The organism is Oceanobacter sp. 4_MG-2023, assembly GCF_030689165.1.
In the GTDB taxonomy this organism is placed as follows: Bacteria; Pseudomonadota; Gammaproteobacteria; order Pseudomonadales; family Oceanobacteraceae; genus Oceanobacter.
The window spans coordinates 14,580-33,284 of record NZ_JAUYVV010000014.1 but is presented as its reverse complement, the minus strand read 5'-3'; the positions used below and the strand labels follow the sequence as shown (position 1 = coordinate 33,284).

General features: G+C 56.8%; 16 protein-coding genes. 6 read left to right on the top strand and 10 right to left on the bottom strand.

The window, feature by feature from the left end:
* Positions 1-131: 131 nt before the first annotated feature.
* From Q8W24_RS11115 to xdhA, 7 genes are read right to left on the bottom strand one after another with little or no spacing between them, the layout of a single operon-like run.
* Positions 132-1,319: a urate hydroxylase PuuD gene (locus Q8W24_RS11115; protein WP_303434151.1), complete on the bottom strand. Its 1,188-nt coding sequence runs from the start codon at positions 1,317-1,319 to the stop codon at positions 132-134.
* 1 nt (position 1,320) lies between these two features.
* The gene (guaD, locus tag Q8W24_RS11110) at positions 1,321-2,646 is read right to left on the bottom strand and encodes a guanine deaminase (RefSeq protein WP_303434152.1); all 1,326 of its coding nucleotides are present in this window, start codon (positions 2,644-2,646) and stop codon (positions 1,321-1,323) included.
* A gap of 1 nt (position 2,647) precedes the next feature.
* Positions 2,648-2,983, bottom strand: coding sequence for a hydroxyisourate hydrolase (uraH, locus tag Q8W24_RS11105; RefSeq protein ID WP_305414646.1), 336 nt, complete (start codon positions 2,981-2,983; stop codon positions 2,648-2,650).
* A 27-nt stretch (positions 2,984-3,010) separates the two neighbouring features.
* The gene (gene uraD, locus Q8W24_RS11100; RefSeq protein WP_305475311.1) at positions 3,011-3,535 is read right to left on the bottom strand and encodes a 2-oxo-4-hydroxy-4-carboxy-5-ureidoimidazoline decarboxylase; all 525 of its coding nucleotides are present in this window, start codon (positions 3,533-3,535) and stop codon (positions 3,011-3,013) included.
* The gene (gene xdhC, locus Q8W24_RS11095; RefSeq protein WP_305475309.1) at positions 3,532-4,443 is read right to left on the bottom strand and encodes a xanthine dehydrogenase accessory protein XdhC; all 912 of its coding nucleotides are present in this window, start codon (positions 4,441-4,443) and stop codon (positions 3,532-3,534) included. Before xdhC ends, uraD begins: the two co-directional genes overlap by 4 nt.
* A complete protein-coding gene (xdhB, locus tag Q8W24_RS11090; RefSeq protein ID WP_305414650.1) occupies positions 4,440-6,839 on the bottom strand; it encodes a xanthine dehydrogenase molybdopterin binding subunit in 2,400 nt (799 codons plus the stop codon). The genes xdhC and xdhB overlap by 4 nt, the downstream gene beginning before the upstream one ends.
* Positions 6,832-8,385, bottom strand: a complete 1,554-nt coding sequence (xdhA, locus tag Q8W24_RS11085; protein ID WP_305475307.1) for a xanthine dehydrogenase small subunit — start codon at positions 8,383-8,385, stop codon at positions 6,832-6,834. Before xdhA ends, xdhB begins: the two co-directional genes overlap by 8 nt.
* A 441-nt stretch (positions 8,386-8,826) precedes the next feature.
* Here xdhA and Q8W24_RS11080 point away from each other — a divergent pair, with 441 nt between their 5' ends.
* The 4 genes from Q8W24_RS11080 to Q8W24_RS11065 are packed head-to-tail and all read left to right on the top strand — an operon-like array spanning position 8,827 to position 13,798.
* Complete coding sequence (locus Q8W24_RS11080; protein ID WP_305475306.1) at positions 8,827-10,392, top strand: ABC transporter ATP-binding protein; 1,566 nt, start codon at positions 8,827-8,829, stop codon at positions 10,390-10,392.
* Complete coding sequence (locus Q8W24_RS11075; RefSeq protein WP_303434159.1) at positions 10,389-11,492, top strand: ABC transporter permease; 1,104 nt, start codon at positions 10,389-10,391, stop codon at positions 11,490-11,492. Before Q8W24_RS11080 ends, Q8W24_RS11075 begins: the two co-directional genes overlap by 4 nt.
* A gap of 4 nt (positions 11,493-11,496) precedes the next feature.
* Positions 11,497-12,423, top strand: coding sequence for an ABC transporter permease (locus Q8W24_RS11070; protein WP_305414652.1), 927 nt, complete (start codon positions 11,497-11,499; stop codon positions 12,421-12,423).
* A 7-nt stretch (positions 12,424-12,430) separates the two neighbouring features.
* Positions 12,431-13,798: an 8-oxoguanine deaminase gene (locus tag Q8W24_RS11065; protein WP_303434161.1), complete on the top strand. Its 1,368-nt coding sequence runs from the start codon at positions 12,431-12,433 to the stop codon at positions 13,796-13,798.
* A gap of 126 nt (positions 13,799-13,924) precedes the next feature.
* Here the strand turns inward: Q8W24_RS11065 and Q8W24_RS11060 are convergent, their stop codons facing one another.
* Positions 13,925-14,098, bottom strand: coding sequence for a hypothetical protein (locus tag Q8W24_RS11060; protein ID WP_305451760.1), 174 nt, complete (start codon positions 14,096-14,098; stop codon positions 13,925-13,927).
* Positions 14,099-14,568: 470 nt separating this feature from the next.
* Between Q8W24_RS11060 and Q8W24_RS11055 the strand changes: the two genes are divergently transcribed.
* Positions 14,569-16,182: a BCCT family transporter gene (locus tag Q8W24_RS11055; RefSeq protein ID WP_305475304.1), complete on the top strand. Its 1,614-nt coding sequence runs from the start codon at positions 14,569-14,571 to the stop codon at positions 16,180-16,182.
* 163 nt (positions 16,183-16,345) lie between these two features.
* On the opposite strand, the gene Q8W24_RS11050 is transcribed toward Q8W24_RS11055, so the two are convergent.
* A complete protein-coding gene (locus tag Q8W24_RS11050; RefSeq protein ID WP_303434165.1) occupies positions 16,346-16,636 on the bottom strand; it encodes a DUF1330 domain-containing protein in 291 nt (96 codons plus the stop codon).
* A gap of 89 nt (positions 16,637-16,725) precedes the next feature.
* On the opposite strand from Q8W24_RS11050, the gene ribBA reads away from it, so the two are divergent.
* Positions 16,726-17,832: a bifunctional 3,4-dihydroxy-2-butanone-4-phosphate synthase/GTP cyclohydrolase II gene (gene ribBA / locus Q8W24_RS11045; RefSeq protein WP_303434166.1), complete on the top strand. Its 1,107-nt coding sequence runs from the start codon at positions 16,726-16,728 to the stop codon at positions 17,830-17,832.
* 69 nt (positions 17,833-17,901) lie between these two features.
* Here ribBA and Q8W24_RS11040 read toward each other — a convergent pair whose 3' ends face one another.
* Positions 17,902-18,636, bottom strand: a complete 735-nt coding sequence (locus Q8W24_RS11040) for a GntR family transcriptional regulator (protein ID WP_303434167.1) — start codon at positions 18,634-18,636, stop codon at positions 17,902-17,904.
* Positions 18,637-18,705 lie beyond the last annotated feature (69 nt).

Here is an 18,705-nt window from a genome sequence, read left to right as displayed (position 1 = left end):
AATGAACAGAGTGCCCAATGTTGCAAGCCATTGCAGAGACGACAAACAAAGGCACAACAAGGCAACAACGACACCCATGCCGAAGCACAGGTGCCGGTTTGTGCCAGTTTGTACCAGACGAATCAAGCCCGTTATTGCTGCTCCAGCCAGCGCCCCAGTACTTCCCGTTCGGCATCGGTCATCCCGCTTTTGTTCATAAACGGCATATCGTGGGTATGCACCGCCCGCGCCAGGATCCGGTCTTTCATGGCCTTGATCTGGTCGAGGTTATCGAACATCACTCCTCCCGGTGATACCTTGAAAATATCATCGCTCGGGTTGGCAGCATGACACGCGGTACAGTGCTGTCCGACAATGCCTAACGCCTGTACGTCGGTGACCGCTGGCCCTCCGGTTCCGGCACTGACACTCTGTTCAGAAGGCTTGCTTACCCAGGCAATGACCATACAGCCAGCCAGGGCCGACACCAGAATCATCGGTTTCACCACACCGTGATGGCGCAGGTTGAAAAAGTGTCTGGCCCAGGCACCCATCAGAGCCAGCCCTCCCAGGATCAACCAGCCGTATTCGTGGCCATAGGTCATCGGGAAGTGGTTGCTGAGCATGATAAACAGCACCGGAATAGTGGCGTAGTTGTTATGGGTAGAGCGCAATTTGGCCTTGTAGCCATATATCGGATCCGGCGACTGCCCTTTCTCTGCCGCCGCTACCATGGCCCGTTGTGAGGGCATGATAGTGGTAAAAACGTTGGCCGCCATACAGGTACCGATCAATGCCCCGACATGGATATAAGCCGCACGATCCCCCAGTACCTGGCTCAAGGCCCAGGCCATTGCCGTCAACAAGACCAGCATCACCAGACCAAAGATCAGCCCGTTTTTGATCAGCGGAGTACGGCAGGCGACTTCGTAAATGGCAAAACCGATCAGCAGTGAACTGACGCCAATACCAATGGCCTGCCAGCTGCTCAGGTCGGCTTTGTTGCTGTCGATCAGATAACTTTGTGCACCCACGTAGAACACCACAATCAGCAGCAGCATGCCGGTGATCCAGGTGGAATAAGCTTCCCATTTGAACCAGTGCAGGGTCTTGGGCAGGGTTTCCGGAGCGTTGCGATACTTGGCGACTTCGTAAAAACCACCGCCATGAATCGCCCACAGGTCACCCTTGATGCCTTTGTCGAGTTTCCACTGCGGCGGATTTTCCAGCGAGTTATCCAGCCAGACAAAATAGAACGATGCGCCAATCCAGGCGATGGCGGTCAGCACGTGCAGAAAACGTATCAGCAGATGTAACCAGTCGATGATGTAAGCATCCATATCAGTTTTCCCCTTGAGGCACGTGATCCGAATCTCGTTGATGAGCCAGTTGGCCCAGAATATAAGTAGCGGCAATCACCCGATCGTCGCCCAGGGTGTTAAGCACAAACAGCTGCTCTTTCAAGTTGCGACAGTGCTGGCTGCGAAAAGACAGAAAGTCGGTCGCGTGTGGGTCCATCACGATAAAATCGGCCTCCATACCAGGCTGGAAGCTGCCGATCCTGTCATCCAGCGACAGCGCTCTGGCACCGCCCAGCGTGGCCAGATACAAGGCCCGGAACGGGTCAAGGTTGTGCTGGTTCAGTTGCTGGATCTTGTAGGCATCGGCGAGGGAATCAAACGCAGAGAAACTGCTCCCACCCCCGACATCCGAGCCAATGCCGACCCGGATACCACAGGCGTCCATTTTTTTCAGATCAAACAGGCCGGAACCCAGGAACAGGTTGGACGATGGGCAATGGGCGATTACCGAATCGCTGTTGGCCATCCGCTGGCATTCGTCGTCACAGAGGTGAATACCGTGGGCAAAGACACTGCGTTTGCCCAACAACCCGGCTTGATCGTACACATCGAGATAATGCTCAGAATCCGGAAACAGGCTCTGGACCCAGGCCAGTTCATCGCGGTTTTCCGACAAATGCGTATGCAGATACACACCGGGAAACTCCTGCAGCAAACGTCCCGCCTGTTGTAGCTGCTCTGGGGTACTGGTGGGGGCAAAACGAGGCGTCACAGCGTAGCTGAGACGGTCAACGCCGTGCCATTTTTCAATCAGGGTTTTGGACTCCTGATAGCTACTGGATGCGGTATCGAGCACCGCATCCGGCGCGTTCCGGTCCATCATCACCTTACCGGCAATCATGCGTAGCTGGCGTTGCTGCGCCACGGTAAAAAAGGCATCTACCGATTGTGGGTGCACAGTGCCAAACACCAGAGCGGTGGTGGTGCCATTACGCAGCAATTCGGTGACAAAACGCTCGGCAATCCTGACGCCGTAGTCGTAATCCACAAACTGGCTTTCCACCGGAAAGGTATGGGTCTCCAGCCAGTCCAGCAGTTGTGTACCGTAGGCGGCGATCATCTCGGTTTGAGGGTAATGAATATGGCAATCAACAAAGCCCGGCATCAGAATCTTGCCACGGTAGTCGACGACGTTTGCGCCATCATCCCAAAGCCCGGGCAACTCGGAATACGCCCCGGCCTGAGTGATCAGCCCGGCATCGTCCACGGCCAGTAGCCCGTCGTCGATATATTGCCAGGCGTCCTCTCCGGCAAACTGCGGGTCGGCGGTAAAAAACAGCAGCGAGCCACGAAATACTGTGCTCATATCAGGAACCCCGGTACGTCGAGTAACTGAACGGACTCAGCAGCAGCGGAATATGAAAATGCTGCGCCGGGTCTTCAACGCGGAAAACAATTTCCGCAAAAGGGTAAAACGCGCTCTGCGACTGGCGGGCAAAGTAGTCGTCAAGCTCAAAACGTATACGGTAAACGCCCGCGACCAGAGCCGGTTTGTCGTCCAGCCAGCCGGGAATACGGCCGTCGTCGTTGGTCTGCCCTGCACTAACGGGTGTCCAGCTATCTTGCTCCTGACGACTCAGTGTGACCGGAATGGCGATACCCGGCTTGCCCAGCGCGGTATCCAGTACATGGGTGGTAATCATGATGTTGAATCCTGTTCGGTGTCTTGGTTAGTCGGTCAGGCCGAGTAATTTGTTAATTCGTAGCCGGGTAATCTTGGCTTGTTCATCCGCGGCATTCTGAATCTCGGTCCCGCGGTCGTTGTGCAAGCGGGCCTGTAACAAGGCCAGCATCTCGGCCGCACTTTTGCCGCTGGCACAGACGATAAAAATAAATCCATAACGGTCTTCATAAGCCTGGTTGCCACTGGCCAATGCGTTGATCACGCTGTCGTCGGCCTCGTCAACCCGGGATTGCTCCCCGGCGGCCAGGGTTTTGGTGCTGGCGTATTTCTGTTTCAGTGAGCTGACGTCACCGATTTTTGGGTGGCCTTCGAAGGCTTGCAGATAGTCGGCTTCTTCCAGCCCTTGCCAGTGATCGGCAGCAACCTGATGCAGCCGCTCGACAGAGGCAAAGGGACGGCTGGCGACCATGGCATCCATCCAGCGGGCGGCCACACAGCACTGGGCAAAGGCCAGCCGGGCGTCAGCGGCAGGTAACCTGTTCAGTTCGGTCAGGGTCAGTGTCTTACTCATTTGCTCGGTGCCTCATTGGGTGCCAGGGGCGTCAGAACGGTCACATCCTGCGTCTGTTTGTCCTTGCGCATCAGTTGCTTGAGGGTCGACAGTGGCACACCGGTGGTCCGTGTGTTCGGACGTTGCCCTGTCTGCAGGTCTGTCTGGTACTGCTGAATCAGCTGCCCCGCAATCGACACCGCCACTTCCATGGGTAACTTGCCAGCCACTTCCGCCAGCCCGACCGGGCATTGCATGATTTCCAGCTGTTGTTCCGTCATGCCGCTGTGTGTCAGGCGATAACGGAAGCGGTTGGCCTTGGTTGCCGAGCCAATCACCCCGATGGAAGCGCAATGGCCAAGCCGCAGGGCCGTCTCGGCCAGCCGGTAGTCCAGCGCGTGATCATGGGTCAGAATCAGTATCCGGCTGCCAGCGGGGGCATCGACCAGCAAGGCTTCCGGGGTGTCTGCGACCACGCATTCAATATGGGGGGCCAGACTGTCAGCCGCCGGAAACAGCTCCGGGCGGTTATCGATCCAGCGGGTTGGCAACGGCAGCTGCTGCACTATCTGCATCAGTGCCTTGGCCACATGGCCAGCACCAAACACCCAGAGTTCGGCTGCGCGGGCGGGATAACTTTCAAACAGCAAGGTGGCGTAACCACCACAGCACTGGCCGGCATCGGCTCCCAGCAAAACCTGCCGGATAACCTGCTGTTGCTCTGTTTCCTGCAACAGCGCCCGGGCCTGTTGCAGCGCCTGATACTCCAGCTGGCCACCACCAATGGTGTCGATACTGCTATCCGCCAGCACCAGCATTTTGCTGCCGGCGGCTCGGGGAGTAGAGCCGCCGGTGCTGATTACCGTGACCAGCACATGGGGCTGGCCGCTGCGCTGGCATTCCGCCAGCGATTCCGACCAGTGTTTCATGGCTGATCCCCTGTGCCGGCTTGTAATGCCATAACCGCATCCAGTACCCGTTCCGGTGTCGCCGGGGTGTCGAGGTCAGGGCTGAGCTGGTAATCACTGAGGCTGCTGATGGCGTCGCGCAGTGCTGACCAGACCGAGATTGCCAGCATAAACGGAGGCTCTCCCACCGCTTTGGAGTTGTACACCGTGGCTTCGTTGTTGGCCTGTTCAAACAGACGGACGTTAAACACCGGCGGGGTGTCACCAATAGCGGGAATCTTGTAGGTCGCAGGAGAGTTACTGAGCAAACGGCCGTCGTCGTGCCAGACCAGTTCTTCGGTGGTAAGCCAGCCCATACCCTGGATAAAACCGCCTTCAATCTGGCCGCGATCAATGGCCGGGTTAATGCTCTGGCCGACGTCATGCAGGATATCCACCTGACAAACCTTGTATTCCCCGGTCAGGGTATCGATCACCACTTCTGATACTGCCGCCCCGTTGGCGAAGTAAAAAAACGGCCGACCGGAGGCGGTATGGCGGTCGTAGTGAATTTTTGGGGTGCGGTAATAACCGGTGGTCGAGAGTGACACCCGGCTGACATAGGCAGCCTCAGCCAGCTCGGCAAAACTCATCGACATGCCCTCAGCCCAGAACACCTGGCCATTGGCAAACACAATCGCCTCAGCCGGTACGCCCTTGTCGGCGGCAAGAAAGTCCACCAGCCGCTGCTTGAGAATCAGAGCGGCATTTTGCGCCGCCTTGCCGTTCAGGTCGGTGCCACTGGAAGCCGCCGTCGGTGAGGTATTCGGTACCTTGTCGGTGCGCGTGGCGGTCACCTGAATGCTGTCGAGGCTGACACCCAGCGTCTGGGCAACAATCTGGCCGACCTTGGTGTGCAAGCCCTGGCCCATCTCGGTGCCACCGTGGTTTACCTGTATCGAACCGTCGGTGTAGATATGTATCAGTGCACCGGCCTGGTTGAGATGCTGCAAGGTAAAGGAAATACCGAACTTCACCGGCGTCAGCGCCAGACCACGTTTCAGCACCGGACTGGTCTTGTTCCATGCGGTTATGGCACTGCGGCGCTGCCAGTAATCGCTGCTCTGTTCCAGCTGCTCAATAATGTCTGGCAGGCTGTTGTGCTCAACCGTCTGGTGATATGGCGTCACGGTGCAGTCGGGCTTGTGCTCCGGGGTGCCATACAGGTTACGTTTACGAATGGTCAGCGGGTCCTGGCCAACCTTGCGGGCAATATCGTCCATCGCCCGTTCGATAATCATCATGCCTTGTGGGCCACCAAAACCGCGATACGCGGTGTGGGATACCTGATTGCTGAAGGCCCGGTGGCCGTCGATCTGGGCGGCGGGTAGATAATAGGCGTTATCGGCGTGGAACATGGCACGGTCGACAATGGCATCCGACAAATCGGCCGAGTTGCCGCAGTTACCGATCACTTCCAGCTCTGCCGCCAGCAGTTGGCCATCCGGGTCGATGCCGATGCGATAGCGGTTGGCAAACGGATGACGCTTGCCGGTCATGACCATATCGTCCTGGCGCGGCAAGCGCATTTTAACGGCACGACCGGTACGGGTTGCCAGCAATGCGGCCAGACACGCCCATTGACCGGCCTGGCTTTCCTTGCCACCAAAACCACCCCCCATCCGGCGCATATCGACCGTGATGCGGTTCAGCGGCACGTCCAGCACTTCAGCCACCAGCTTCTGGACTTCGCTAGGGTGTTGGCTGGAGGTGTACACCAGCATGCCGCCGTCTTCCGCTGGCATTGCCAGGGAAACCTGGCCTTCGAGGTAAAAGTGCTCCTGGCCGCCCACGGCTTGCTCGGCTTCCAGAATATGGCTTGCGGTAGCCATGGCGGCCGCCAGGTCTCCGCGTTTCATGCTGTGGCTCGGGCGTACCAGTCGTGACTGCGCCAGCGCCTCACGCGGATCAAGCAGCGGGGTTTGCTGCTGGTATTCCACCACCGCCAGCTGTGCCGCCCGGCGGGCGGCCAGTTCGGTGGTTGCCGCCACCACGGCGATACATTGACCCATAAACTTGACCTCGGTCGAGGTCATCAGTGGGTCGCCCGGGAACACCGGGCCAATGTCGGTGTGGCCGATCACATCTTCGACGGTCATCACCGCCACCACTCCCGGGCTGTTGCGCACGGCGGCAAGATCCAGCCGGGTAATCTGTCCGGCGGCAATGGTGCTGCGGATCACCGCGGCATGCAGGCAGTTGCCCGGTTCGATCATGTCATCCACATAACGGGCGCTGCCGCTGACGTGGGCCACGGCACTTTCATGGCGGGACGGTTTGCCAACACCACCGGTAACGATATCCAGCCCGGCCTGACCGTTCTGGGTCGGTGCTTGTGCTGTCGCGGTATTGTGTTCGGGAAGTGTCACATTACGCATAGTCGACGACCTCCAGCGTGGTTTCAGGTTGGTTGTATTCCAGCACTGCCCGCGCCAACAGGTTCTGGACCAGTTGCAGGCGGTAGCGGGCACTGGCACGGACATCGGTCAGCGGCGTCAGGCTTTGTTGCAATACCGCCTGCGCGGCCCGGATCCCCTCCAGAGTCGGCGGCTGGCCAATCAGGGCCTGCTCGGCAGCGGGTACGCGTAACGGCGTCGCGGCGACCCCGCCAAAGGCCAGCCGGGCCGCACAAATCTGGCCGTTCTCAACCTTGAACATCAGCGCTGCCAGTACCGCGGAAATATCGTCTTCCTGACGCTTCGAAACCTTGAATACCCGGCGGTGCCAGTCCTGTTTATCAAGTGGAATCTCGATCCCGCTGATCACGCCCCCGGTTGGCAAGCAGGTCTGGCGATAACCAGTGAAGAAGTCGTTAATGGCAATCTGTTCGGCTCCGGCGGGGCTGTCGATATGCAGAATGGCATCCAGCGCCAGCAAGACCGGCGGTGTATCTCCGATCGGTGAGGCGTTGGCAACATTGCCGGCCATCGTGCCCTGATTACGTACTTGCAACGCACCAAGGCGGGTCATCATGGTGGCGAATTCTGGCAAGTGCTGCGCGATGGTGCTCATGGCGTCGCTGTAATTCACCCCGCCACCGATTATCAGGGCGCTGTCTGAAACCTCGATATGCTTGAGTTCAGCGACCTGGCCGGTATAGATCAGCACGTCCAGCGGCTTGAGCTGCTGGGTGTATTCCAGTGCCAGGTCGGTGCCTCCGGCCACCAGGCGTGACTCGGGGTACTGGCGGCGTAAATCAACCAGTTGTTGCACGCCGGTAGGAACAAAGAAGTGACGATCGCCCTGTGTCAGTCCGTCGATGGTGGTGCTGGCCCGGGATTGTTCTGCCAGCGTTATCAGCCGCTGCCAGGTCTCGGCTTCAGCCGCGCTGAAGGCGTCCTGGCGCTCCCCTGCCAGCACCTGTCCGGCTGCCTCAATAATCGGCCGATACCCGGTACAGCGGCAGAGATTGCCGCCCAGAGCCAGATCGATCTCGTGGCGGGTATGGGCATCCGGGTTGGCCGGATCAAATTCGTTGACGGTCTGCACCGGGGCATTTTTGCCCAGCGCAAACAATGACATTACAAATCCAGGGGTGCAGAAACCGCATTGGGAACCATGGCAATCCACCATCGCTTGCTGGGCAATATGCAGCGCGGGTGCCGGGCTGCCCGCTGCGTCTGCAGGTGCCGTGTGCGACTCAGGGACGGGCGCTACGGGCTTCAGTGCTTCAACGGTGATCAGCTGTTTACCCTGCAAACTGCCCACAAAGGTAATGCAGCTATTCACGCTTTTATAGCGTAATCTGCCTTGAGTCGTGTCCGGTTCTGCCACCACCACCGTGCAGGCACCGCAGTCGCCGGAGGCGCAACCTTCCTTGGTTCCGCGTTGCACTTCGACGGTGCGTAAATACTCCAAGATGGTCAGGTCTGGAGCAAGATCATCTACTTCGCGCAGTTGATCATTGAATAAAAAGCGAATCAATGTTCCTTCCTCCGGTGAGCTATCCTTGTCGGCAGATAACTTTATAACTTTATGATTTTTAAAGGAATTTACGATTAAATCAGCACATTCCCCGAATTTGTTGGCAGAATTTCCCGAGTAGGCTTCAAGGCCCCGAAAAACCTGACCGATCGGTCATATTAAGCATTTACTATACCAGCCACTCTGACGACATAACAAAAAAATTCTGACCAGTTGGCCAGCTTTTTGCTGGCTCGTTAAAGATTCGTAACCATACCTGCAACCGGAAGGGAGTCCCTGGCCAATATTTGTCAATCGCTCAAGCCTGTGAATACTCTGCCAATATGTCCCCAAACAACCCCCTGGCGATGTCCGCCGTTCGTTGTTTGAAGCCATATTCAGACCAATACCGCAGCGCCTGACGTTTTCCAGTGTTTGCCAGGCTCCATAGAGGAACAGCCCGTGCCCAAGCAACCCGTACCCCCCAGGCTCAGCCTGCGCGGCATTACCAAGCAGTACCCAGGCTGCATTGCTAATGACGACGTACACCTGAGCATCGCGCCCGCCGAAATTCATGCCCTGTTGGGAGAAAATGGCGCCGGTAAAAGCACCCTGATGAAAGTGATCTACGGTCTGGTCAAGCCCGATCGTGGTGAACTGCTCTGGGATGGCTTGCCATTGGAAGTCAAGGACCCTGCCCACGCCCGTAAAATGGGGATTGGCATGGTGTTCCAGCATTTTTCCCTGTTCGATACCCTGACCGTCACGGAAAACATCGCCCTCGCACTGGGAGACGATGCCGGAGAATTGGGGCCACTGGCCGAAAAAATCCGCACCGTTTCGGAAAAATACGGCATGGCCATCAACCCCGAGCGTGAAATCCACACACTGTCGGTGGGTGAGCGTCAGCGGGTCGAGATTGTCCGCTGCCTGGTACAGGACATCCGATTGCTGATTCTCGATGAGCCAACCTCGGTGCTGACACCGCAAGAAGTTGAGGTACTGTTTGTCACCCTGCGCCAGCTCGCCAGTGAAGGCTGTTCGATCCTGTTTATCAGCCACAAGCTGAACGAGGTCAAAGCCCTCTGCCACAAGGCCACCGTATTACGTGGCGGACGTGTATCCGGTGCCTGTATTCCGTCGGAACAAGACACCACCAGCATGGCCAAGATGATGGTGGGGGACGATACTCCGGTCAGCACCACCTACCCGAAGGTACTGGGCGACAAGCCCGTGCTGGAAATCACCCAGCTGGATCAGCCCAGTCATGATCCCTTTGGTGTCCATCTGAAAAACCTTGACCTGACCGTCAATGCCGGGGAAATCGTTGGCATCGCCGGTGTCGCCGGTAATGGTCAGGAAGAACTGCTGGCCAGCCTCAGCGGCGAAGCGTTGAGCAAAACAGGGACGGTATTTTTTAACACCAGCAGCGCCGGTAAAACCGATGTGGCGCTGTTGCCGCCAGACCAGCGCCGCGCGCTGGGGTTGGGTTTTGTCCCGGAAGAACGCCTCGGCCGCGGCGCTGTGCCGGAAATGAGCCTGACCGAAAACGCCTTGCTCACCGGCTTTCTGACCGGACTGGTCAAACAGGGAATGGTCGGCTGGCAAAAAACCGAAGCCTTTGCAGATAAGATCATCAAGGACTACAAGGTCAAAACCGCAGGCCGTCACGCCCAGGCGGACAGCCTCTCTGGTGGTAATTTGCAAAAATTCATTATTGGCCGGGAAATCCTGCAAGATCCCAAAATCCTGATTGCTGCCCACCCCACCTGGGGCGTGGATATCGGTGCCGCCACGGCGATCCACAAAGCCCTGATTACGCTACGGGATCAGGGTGCTGCCATTCTGGTGGTGTCGGAAGACATTGATGAGCTGTTCCTGATTTCCGACCGCATCGGCGCGATTTGTGACGGCGAGCTGTCACCGATCAAGCCCACCCCCCAATCCTCCATTGAAGAACTGGGCCGCATGATGGCAGGCGACTTCAGTCCCCAAGTACAGCCCGCAACCGAGGGAACTCACGCATGATCAAACTGGAACCTCGGGGCGAGCGCTCCAAACGGATGGCCTATTTGTCGCCGGTACTGGCGGCGGTTCTGACCATGCTGACCGGCGTTATCCTGTTCACCTTGCTGGGGGTTGATCCCTGGGAAGCGCTGGTAACGATATTGTACGTGCCGATTTCGGATACGTATGGCATTGCCGAACTGTGCGTTAAAGCCACGCCGATCCTCTTGTGTGCCATTGGTCTGTCGGTGGTGTTCAAGGCCCAGATCTGGAACATCGGCGCAGAAGGCCAGCTGTTGATCGGCGGTCTGTTTGGCAGCTATATGGCGCTGCAACTGATTGACGTTGAGTCCGCCTGGGTATTGCCGACGGTACTGGTCTTTGGTGCTCTGGGTGGCCTGGTATGGGCCGGTATTGCCGCACTGCTGAAAGTGCAGTTCAACACCAATGAAATCCTGACCACCATCATGATGAACTACATTGCCCTCAATATTCTGCTGTGGGCGGTGCACGGGCCATTAAAAGACCCCGATGGCTACAACTTCCCGGAATCCGCCATGTTTTCCGATTCGTCGCTGTTGCCACTGCTGATTGAAGATACCCGGATTCACTTTGGTCTGGCGCTGGCGTTGCTGGCGGTCGTGGCCATCTGGGTACTGATGAGCCGCAGTTTTTACGGCTTCCAGATCAAGGTAATGGGGCTGGACGCCAGTGCCGCACGACTGTCCGGTTTCAAGGAAAAACGGCTGGCCTATTTTGCGCTGATGCTCAGTGGTGCTCTGGCAGGGCTGGCTGGCGTCAGTGAAGTGACTGGCCCGATCGGACAATTGATTCCCAATATCTCACCCGGTTATGGCTACGCTGCCATTATTGTGGCCTTTTTGGGCCGCCTGCATCCTGTCGGCATTCTGTTGGCCTCACTGTTGATGGCACTGTTGTATATGGGTGGTGAAATGGCGCAAATCAGCCTCGGCTTGCCACTGGCACTAACCGGCCTGTTCCAGGGCATGTTGCTGTTTTACCTGCTCGCCTGTGACGTATTGATCAGCTTCCGTGTGCGCTGGATCAGTCGCCAACCCACCACCGCTCCTATCCAACCCACCACCAATACACAGGGATAACACCATGGATATCGATCTGATCAGTAATATTCTTTATGCCATGGTCCGTACCGGCACCCCACTGTTGATTGTGGCGCTGGGCGAACTGATTTGTGAAAAAAGCGGTGTGCTGAACCTCGGCCAGGAAGGCATGATGTTGATGGGTGCGGTGGTCGGTTTTGTCGTCGCCTTGCTGTCCGGCAGCCTGTTGCTGGGCTTTATGCTGGCCATTGTCGCCGGTATGTTGATGTCGATAATCTTTGCCGTTATCACCATGGAGCTCAGCGCCAACCAGGTCGCTACCGGGCTGGCACTAACCATTTTTGGTACCGGACTATCTGCCTTTGTCGGTGCCGATTTTGTTGGTAAACCGATTGATGGCCTGGACCCGATTTTTATCCCGGTGTTGACCGACTTGCCCATTATTGGCCGTATGTTGTTTGGCCAGGACTTGATTGTTTACCTGTCGTTCGTGCTGTTTGGCGGCGTTTACTGGTTTATCAAATACTCCCGTCCCGGCCTGATTCTGAAGGCGGTTGGGGAAAACCCGCACTCCGCCAATGCCATTGGCCTGCCGGTTTTAAAAACCCGCTATCTGGCCATTATCTTTGGTGGTGCCATGGCCGGATTGGCAGGCAGTTATCTGTCTCTGGCCTATACGCCACTGTGGGCAGAAAACATGTCCGCCGGACGTGGCTGGATTGCACTGGCGCTGGTGGTTTTCGCCAGCTGGAAAGCAGAGCGGGTATTACTGGGTGCCTGGTTGTTTGGCCTGGCCAGCATTCTGCATCTGGTTTTCCAGGGGCTTGGCTTCTCGGTATCGCCGAACCTGCTGGCCATCCTGCCATACCTCGCCACGGTAGTTGTACTGGTGATATTGTCCAGCAACCAAAGCCGTAGCCGCCTTGTCGCGCCGATGTCTCTCGGCAAACCTTTCTACGCCAAAAGTTAATCTGACCATGAACAGCACCACGACACCTGCACGACTCTGGATCGCCAACCCGTTGGCGATCCAGACCAACAGCCCGGAAGACGCCCGTGGCGGACTGGTTATCCAGTCCGGCACGATCGTCGAAGTGGTCGCCGCCGGGCAACAGCCCGAGCGGTACGACCAGCTCTTCGACGCCAGCCGTCATGTGCTGATTCCGGGCCTGATCAATACCCATCACCACTTTTACCAGACCCTTACCCGTGCCTTGCCTGCGGCCCTGAACAAAGAGCTGTTCCCCTGGCTGCAGACTCTTTATCCCGTCTGGGCCGGTTTGCAGCCGGACATGCTGCATCAGGCCACCCGCCTGGCCCTGACCGAGCTGTTGTTGTCTGGCTGCACCACGGCGGCCGATCATCACTACCTGTTTCCACAAACCCTGACCGATGCCATTGATGTACAGGCCGACGCCGCCGCTGATGTCGGCTTGCGCGTCACCCTGACCCGAGGCTCCATGAGTCTGGGACAGGACGACGGCGGCTTGCCGCCACAATCGGTGGTGCAAAGCGAAGCAACGATTCTGGCCGACAGCGAACGGCTGATCCGTCGTTATCACGACGCTGCCCCAGGCTCGATGATGCAAGTCGCACTGGCCCCCTGCTCTCCCTTTTCGGTTACTCGCGACATCATGATCGCCAGTGCCGAGCTGGCTGCCCGGCATCAGGTGCGTTTGCACACGCATCTGGCCGAAACGCTCGACGAAGAAGCCTTCTGCCAGAAAATGTTCGGCTTGCGTACGGTCGACTATCTGGAAAGTGTCAACTGGCTACATAACCGCACCTGGCTGGCTCATGGCATTCATTTTGATGCCAATGAAATCCAGCGACTGGGAACGGCGGGGGTCGGTATCTGTCACTGCCCAACCTCCAACATGATGCTGGCGTCCGGCATCTGTCCGGTACAGGATCTCGAAGCGGCCGGTAGCCCGGTGGGCATTGGTGTGGATGGTTCAGCCTCGAACGACTGTTCGAACATGATTCAGGAAACGCGCCAGGCCATGTATCTGCAACGACTGAAATACGGCTCTTCCAAAGTAACGCATCAGGATGCGCTGCGTTGGGCCACCCAGGGTTCCGCCAACGTATTGGGCCGTGATGACATCGGCACCCTCGCGGTGGGCAAACAGGCCGACCTGGCTTTGTTTGGCCTCGACGAACTGCGTTTCTCCGGCAGTCATGATCCGTTAGCCGCACTGCTGCTGTGTGGCGCCCATCAGGCGGACTATGTGATGGTGGCGGGACAATGGAAGGTCGAAAAAGGAGAAGTGGCAGGGGTCGATATTGGCGAGCTGCGTCATAGCCACCAGCAGGCCGCCAACGCCCTGGCAGCACTGGCATAACCACAGCTCCGTTGATAACGATGGAGTGATCGCCTCAGGCGCATGTCCCCAGGCTGGCCAGACAAGCGCCAGATACAATCAGAGAGTCAATCAGTGCGTTTTGACTGTCGTTACCGATATCGGGCTTTATTCTGCCACTGACGCCATGCCGATGATCGGCGTGGTGGCCGGTTTTGCCATCCTGGCTGCTATCATGGCGACTATTCCAATCGCTATCACAGCAGCCATCCCTATCAATATTACAGCGATTATCACGACCACTATCTGAACGGTCGCCAGCAGGATGATGGTTATATCCATGGCGATGGTTCTTGATACGGCAATCCACCATTGCTCTCCTCTTTTTCAGCTCAAACAATGCGGACAACGTCAGGCGTAGCAACGCAGGGTGTCTGGTCGCTATTTCAAATATGTCTGGATGCGTCGGCCAGAACGACCAAGACATCGGGCTTCTAAATCAATACAACATCGCTGCTCTCTACGCTAAAGGATTCTGCCAGGCCGTCTTGCTACAGCAGCGCCATCTTATGACGTTATCGCGCCCTTTAGGGCAATTGTGACATCTATAAACCGGGCACTGAAAAGCATTGTCGGCATCGATGTATCAATAGCGGACAAACAAGCCAAATGGCATTGAACCCTTATCATGTAAGTTGGTATACCATAATACACAACATCGCCAAGCGTATATTCATGAGCCTGGAAGAAATAACCGACAGGGCCTCATGAATGATTCTGTCACTCTTCACATATCAAGGGAGCATGAAATAATGCAACCCAAGAAAATGTTAGTCAGCAAGGGCCTGTTCGCCGGGATACATCCAGGAATGGGTATTGCCTCAAAAGCGATGATTCTGGCCTTCGTTCTGTTCACGGTTCTGAATGTCGATCTGGCCAACGGTGTATACACCGATGTCAAAAGCTGGATTCAGACCACTCTGAACTGGTACTACGTTATGGTCGTCAGCGTGGTGCTGTTTTTCTGCGTATGGATGGCTTTCAGCCGCCATGGATCGATCCGGCTGGGTGCTGATGATGAACGCCCCGCGTTCAGTTTCTTTGTCTGGTTTTCCATGCTGTTCAGCTGCGCCATTGGTGTTGGCATTCTGTTCTGGAGTATTGCCGAGCCGATATTCCACCTGCAGGGCAACCCCTTTATCGAGATGGCCGGTATTGAACCCGGCAGTGCCGAGGCGGCCCAGGTTGCCTTGCGGATTACCCTGTTCCACTGGGGCTTGCATGGCTGGGCGGTGTATATCGCGACCGGAATGATGATTGCGTATTTCGCCTGTCGTCGAGGTTTGCCGATGACCATTCGCTCAACACTGTATCCGCTGCTGGGGGATCGTATTTATGGGCCTCTGGGTCATGCTGTCGACTTGCTGGCCATTTTCAGCACCCTGTTTGGTACTGCAACCGCCCTCGGCCTTGGGGTATCCCAGATCAATGCGGGACTGAACTATCTGTTTGGGGTCGAAATATCCACCACCGTCCAGGTCGTGTTGATTGCAGTGATTTCCATTATTGCCACCCTCTCGACCATGTCCGGTCTGGAACGGGGGATTCGCTGGTTAAGCGTCTGGAATATCCGTATCAGCCTGATACTGATCGGCTTCTTTGTGATCGCCGGGCCAACCGTGTATTTATTGGGTATGTTCACCACCAGCGTGGGGGATTACGTCTGGCATATGATTCCCATGGGCTTCTGGACCGATCCGAACCCTGAAGGTCAATGGCAGGGCTGGTGGACGCTGTTCTACTGGGGCTGGTGGTTATCCTGGGGTCCTTTGGTGGGGCTGTTTATTGCCCGTATTTCCCGTGGCCGTACCATCCGTGAATTCCTGCTCAGCGCTCTGATCATCCCTCCCCTGGGTGGCTTTATCTGGATTATTGCCATGGGTGGTACCGCCCTGCATATCGAACTGTACGGGGCTGGCGGTATTGTTGAAGCCGTCAATGCTGACATGACCATGGCGCTGTATCACACCATTGAAGCCATCGGGGTCGACTCCCTCACCTGGCCAATGTCCTTGTTGGCGACCATCATGATTATTACCTGGTTTGTCACTTCGGCAGACTCCGGCACCCTGGTGATTTCCACCATCCTGTCGATGGGCAGTGAGCCTTCGTTAGCCATTCGTGGCATCTGGGGCACCATTCTGGGTGCCGTCGCGGCGGTACTGCTGCTGGCCGGGGGACTGACGGCATTACAATCCGCCACCATCGCAGCAGCCCTGCCATTCTCCGTGGTGCTACTGCTGATGTGTGTGGCCCTGATAAAAGGGTTACGGGACGAACGGGACGGTATTTCTTACGGTCCGGGCGACCTGGCCCAGACCGGCAAGTCTGCCAGTTCCGACAAGCTGGCCCGCTCCACTTCCTGATAGCGCCCAAGCCTCCCGGCACTCGCCGGGGGTTTTCAAGCTGTTCTGTTCTGCCAAAGCCGCTCAGTGCCGAGCGGCTTTTGTATTTCAAGCGGTCATGCAGGCAAGGGCCTGTAAAGCCGTGCGACCGGTCAAGGCGGATAGATACACCACGCTTTGACCTTTATTGCCCCTTGAGTATCACGATATGGGCGCTGGCCACTTCCAGCCGATGCTGGCGAGCCTGCTGATAGGCATCAGAGTGATAACAGGCCAACGCCTGTTCATAACTGTCAAATTCAAACACCACCGCCCGGTCCGGGGTTTTATCAAAGCCTTCCAGTGCTGTCATTTCACTGCCCCGCGCCAGGATTCTGGCACCATATTGTTGCAGCGCTGTCGGTGACTGCTCCATATATCGGGCATATTGCCGGGGGTCATCAATATCAACAAAGGCAATCCAATAAGCTTTCATACAATTCTCCAAATTATTTGTGGTATACCATAATACAATATCGTATTTTAGAATGATTAAAAGATATTGAATAGCATGGGAGATGGGCGATGAACATCGATAGCACGGCGGATATTATCGAGGATATCCGTAACGGCAAAATGGTCATTCTGATGGATGATGAAGACCGTGAAAATGAAGGCGACCTGATCATCGCTGCGACAGCCGTAACACCGGAAGCGATTAATTTTATGGCGTCCAAAGCGCGTGGACTGATTTGCCTGACACTGGACGAACAGCGCTGTGAGCAACTGGGCTTACACGCCATGGTCGCCGATAATGGCTGCACTTACGGCACCGCATTTACCGTTTCGATTGATGCGGCCCAGGGCATCTCAACCGGTATTTCTGCCGCCGACCGTGCCCACACCATCCAGCTAGCGGTAGCCGCCGATGCCCAACCTGCCGATCTGGTACAACCGGGTCATATCTTCCCGTTACGGGCGCGCAAGGGAGGGGTGTTAACCCGGGCAGGACATACCGAAGCCGGTTGCGACCTGGCACGACTGGCGGGCTTTGAAGCCGCGGCGGTCATTGTCGAGATCATGAATGAAGACGGCACCATGGCACGTCGTGACGACCTGCTGGCATTTGCTGCCCAGCACGATTTGCGTATTGGCACCATCGCCGACCTGATCCAGCATCGTATGAATACCGAAACCACCGTTACCCGGATCGGCGAGCAACCCCTGCCCACCGTCCACGGCACCTTCCGGATGGTGACTTACGAAGACCGCCTGTCCAATGCCGTTCATATTGCTCTGGTGGCCGGTGATATCAATCCGGAACAGCCGGTTCTGGCGCGGGTTCATGGCATTGATCCTCTGCGCGACCTGATTGGTGCCAATTACCACGGCCCGACACACTGGAGCCTGTGGTCAGCACTGGAAGCCGTAGCCCGCGAGGGCACAGGGGTGGTGGTACTGGTGGATAACGAAACCTCTGCCAGCGCACTGCTGAATCGCGCACCACAGCTGATGGTGCCAAACACCAATAACCAGCGGGTGTTCAGCGACGTTGGCACCGGCGCGCAGATTTTGCGGGATCTGGGTGTGCGGAAATTCCGGCATCTGGGAGCGTCCTGGCGCTTTGTCGGGCTAGAAGGCTATAACTTGCAGCTGATCGACAGCATTCCGTTCAACCCTTGCCAGGACTAAAAAAAAACCGCCAGAGACACGGGCATGTCTTTGGCGGTTGATGCCACCAGCAGATGGCCAATAACCGGTTCAGTTCGGGGCAATATATATGGCTTGCAAGGTTGCCGGGTCGACATCGTTCTGCTTGGCCATCACCGCCAAGGCCACGGTAGCGGCCTTGTGGATATGATCGATACTGGCTTTGCGCGCCCGTACCGGATCACGGGACTGGATCGCTTCAAAGATGGCCGCCATTTCCTCACTACTGTCGAGGTAACGATCATTCTGGCTGACTGTCGTCGCACGCAAAAAGCTGATCCGCGCCTGCAACTGGCGCAACAGGCTACACGCGGTATGGTTACCACAACCCTGAAACAGCACGTTGTAAAAATCACTGACAGCTTCCAGTATCAGCACCACATCACCGCTTTTGAGCCGGGATTGCAGTTTCCGTAACGAGTATTCAAGGTCCAGCAACTGGTCTTCGCTGGCACGCACGGTAAACAGCTCCACCACCAGGCTTTCAAGCGAACAGCGCAGTTCGTAGATTTCCAGCGCCTGCTCCAGGGTGATGACCGAGACTCTCGGGCCTTTGCCATCGAGGTATTCAACCAGCCCTTCGGATTCCAGATGTCGCAGTGCTTCCCGGACAGAAGTCCGGCTTACCCCCAACAGGTCGCACAAGTCCCGTTCTACCAGGCGGTCTCCAGGCAGGAACTTGAAGCTGAGAATGGCACTGCGCAAGGCGTCCAGTACCTTTTCCCGCAATGTTACGGAGGTTCGTTCTATCTTCCCCAGATCTTCTCGGGAGTGTTTCTTCAGCATACCCTTTATCCAACTGGTCAATCATGAACCGAGGCAAGCCCCGGTGGGGCGCCGCACAGTGTAACGACG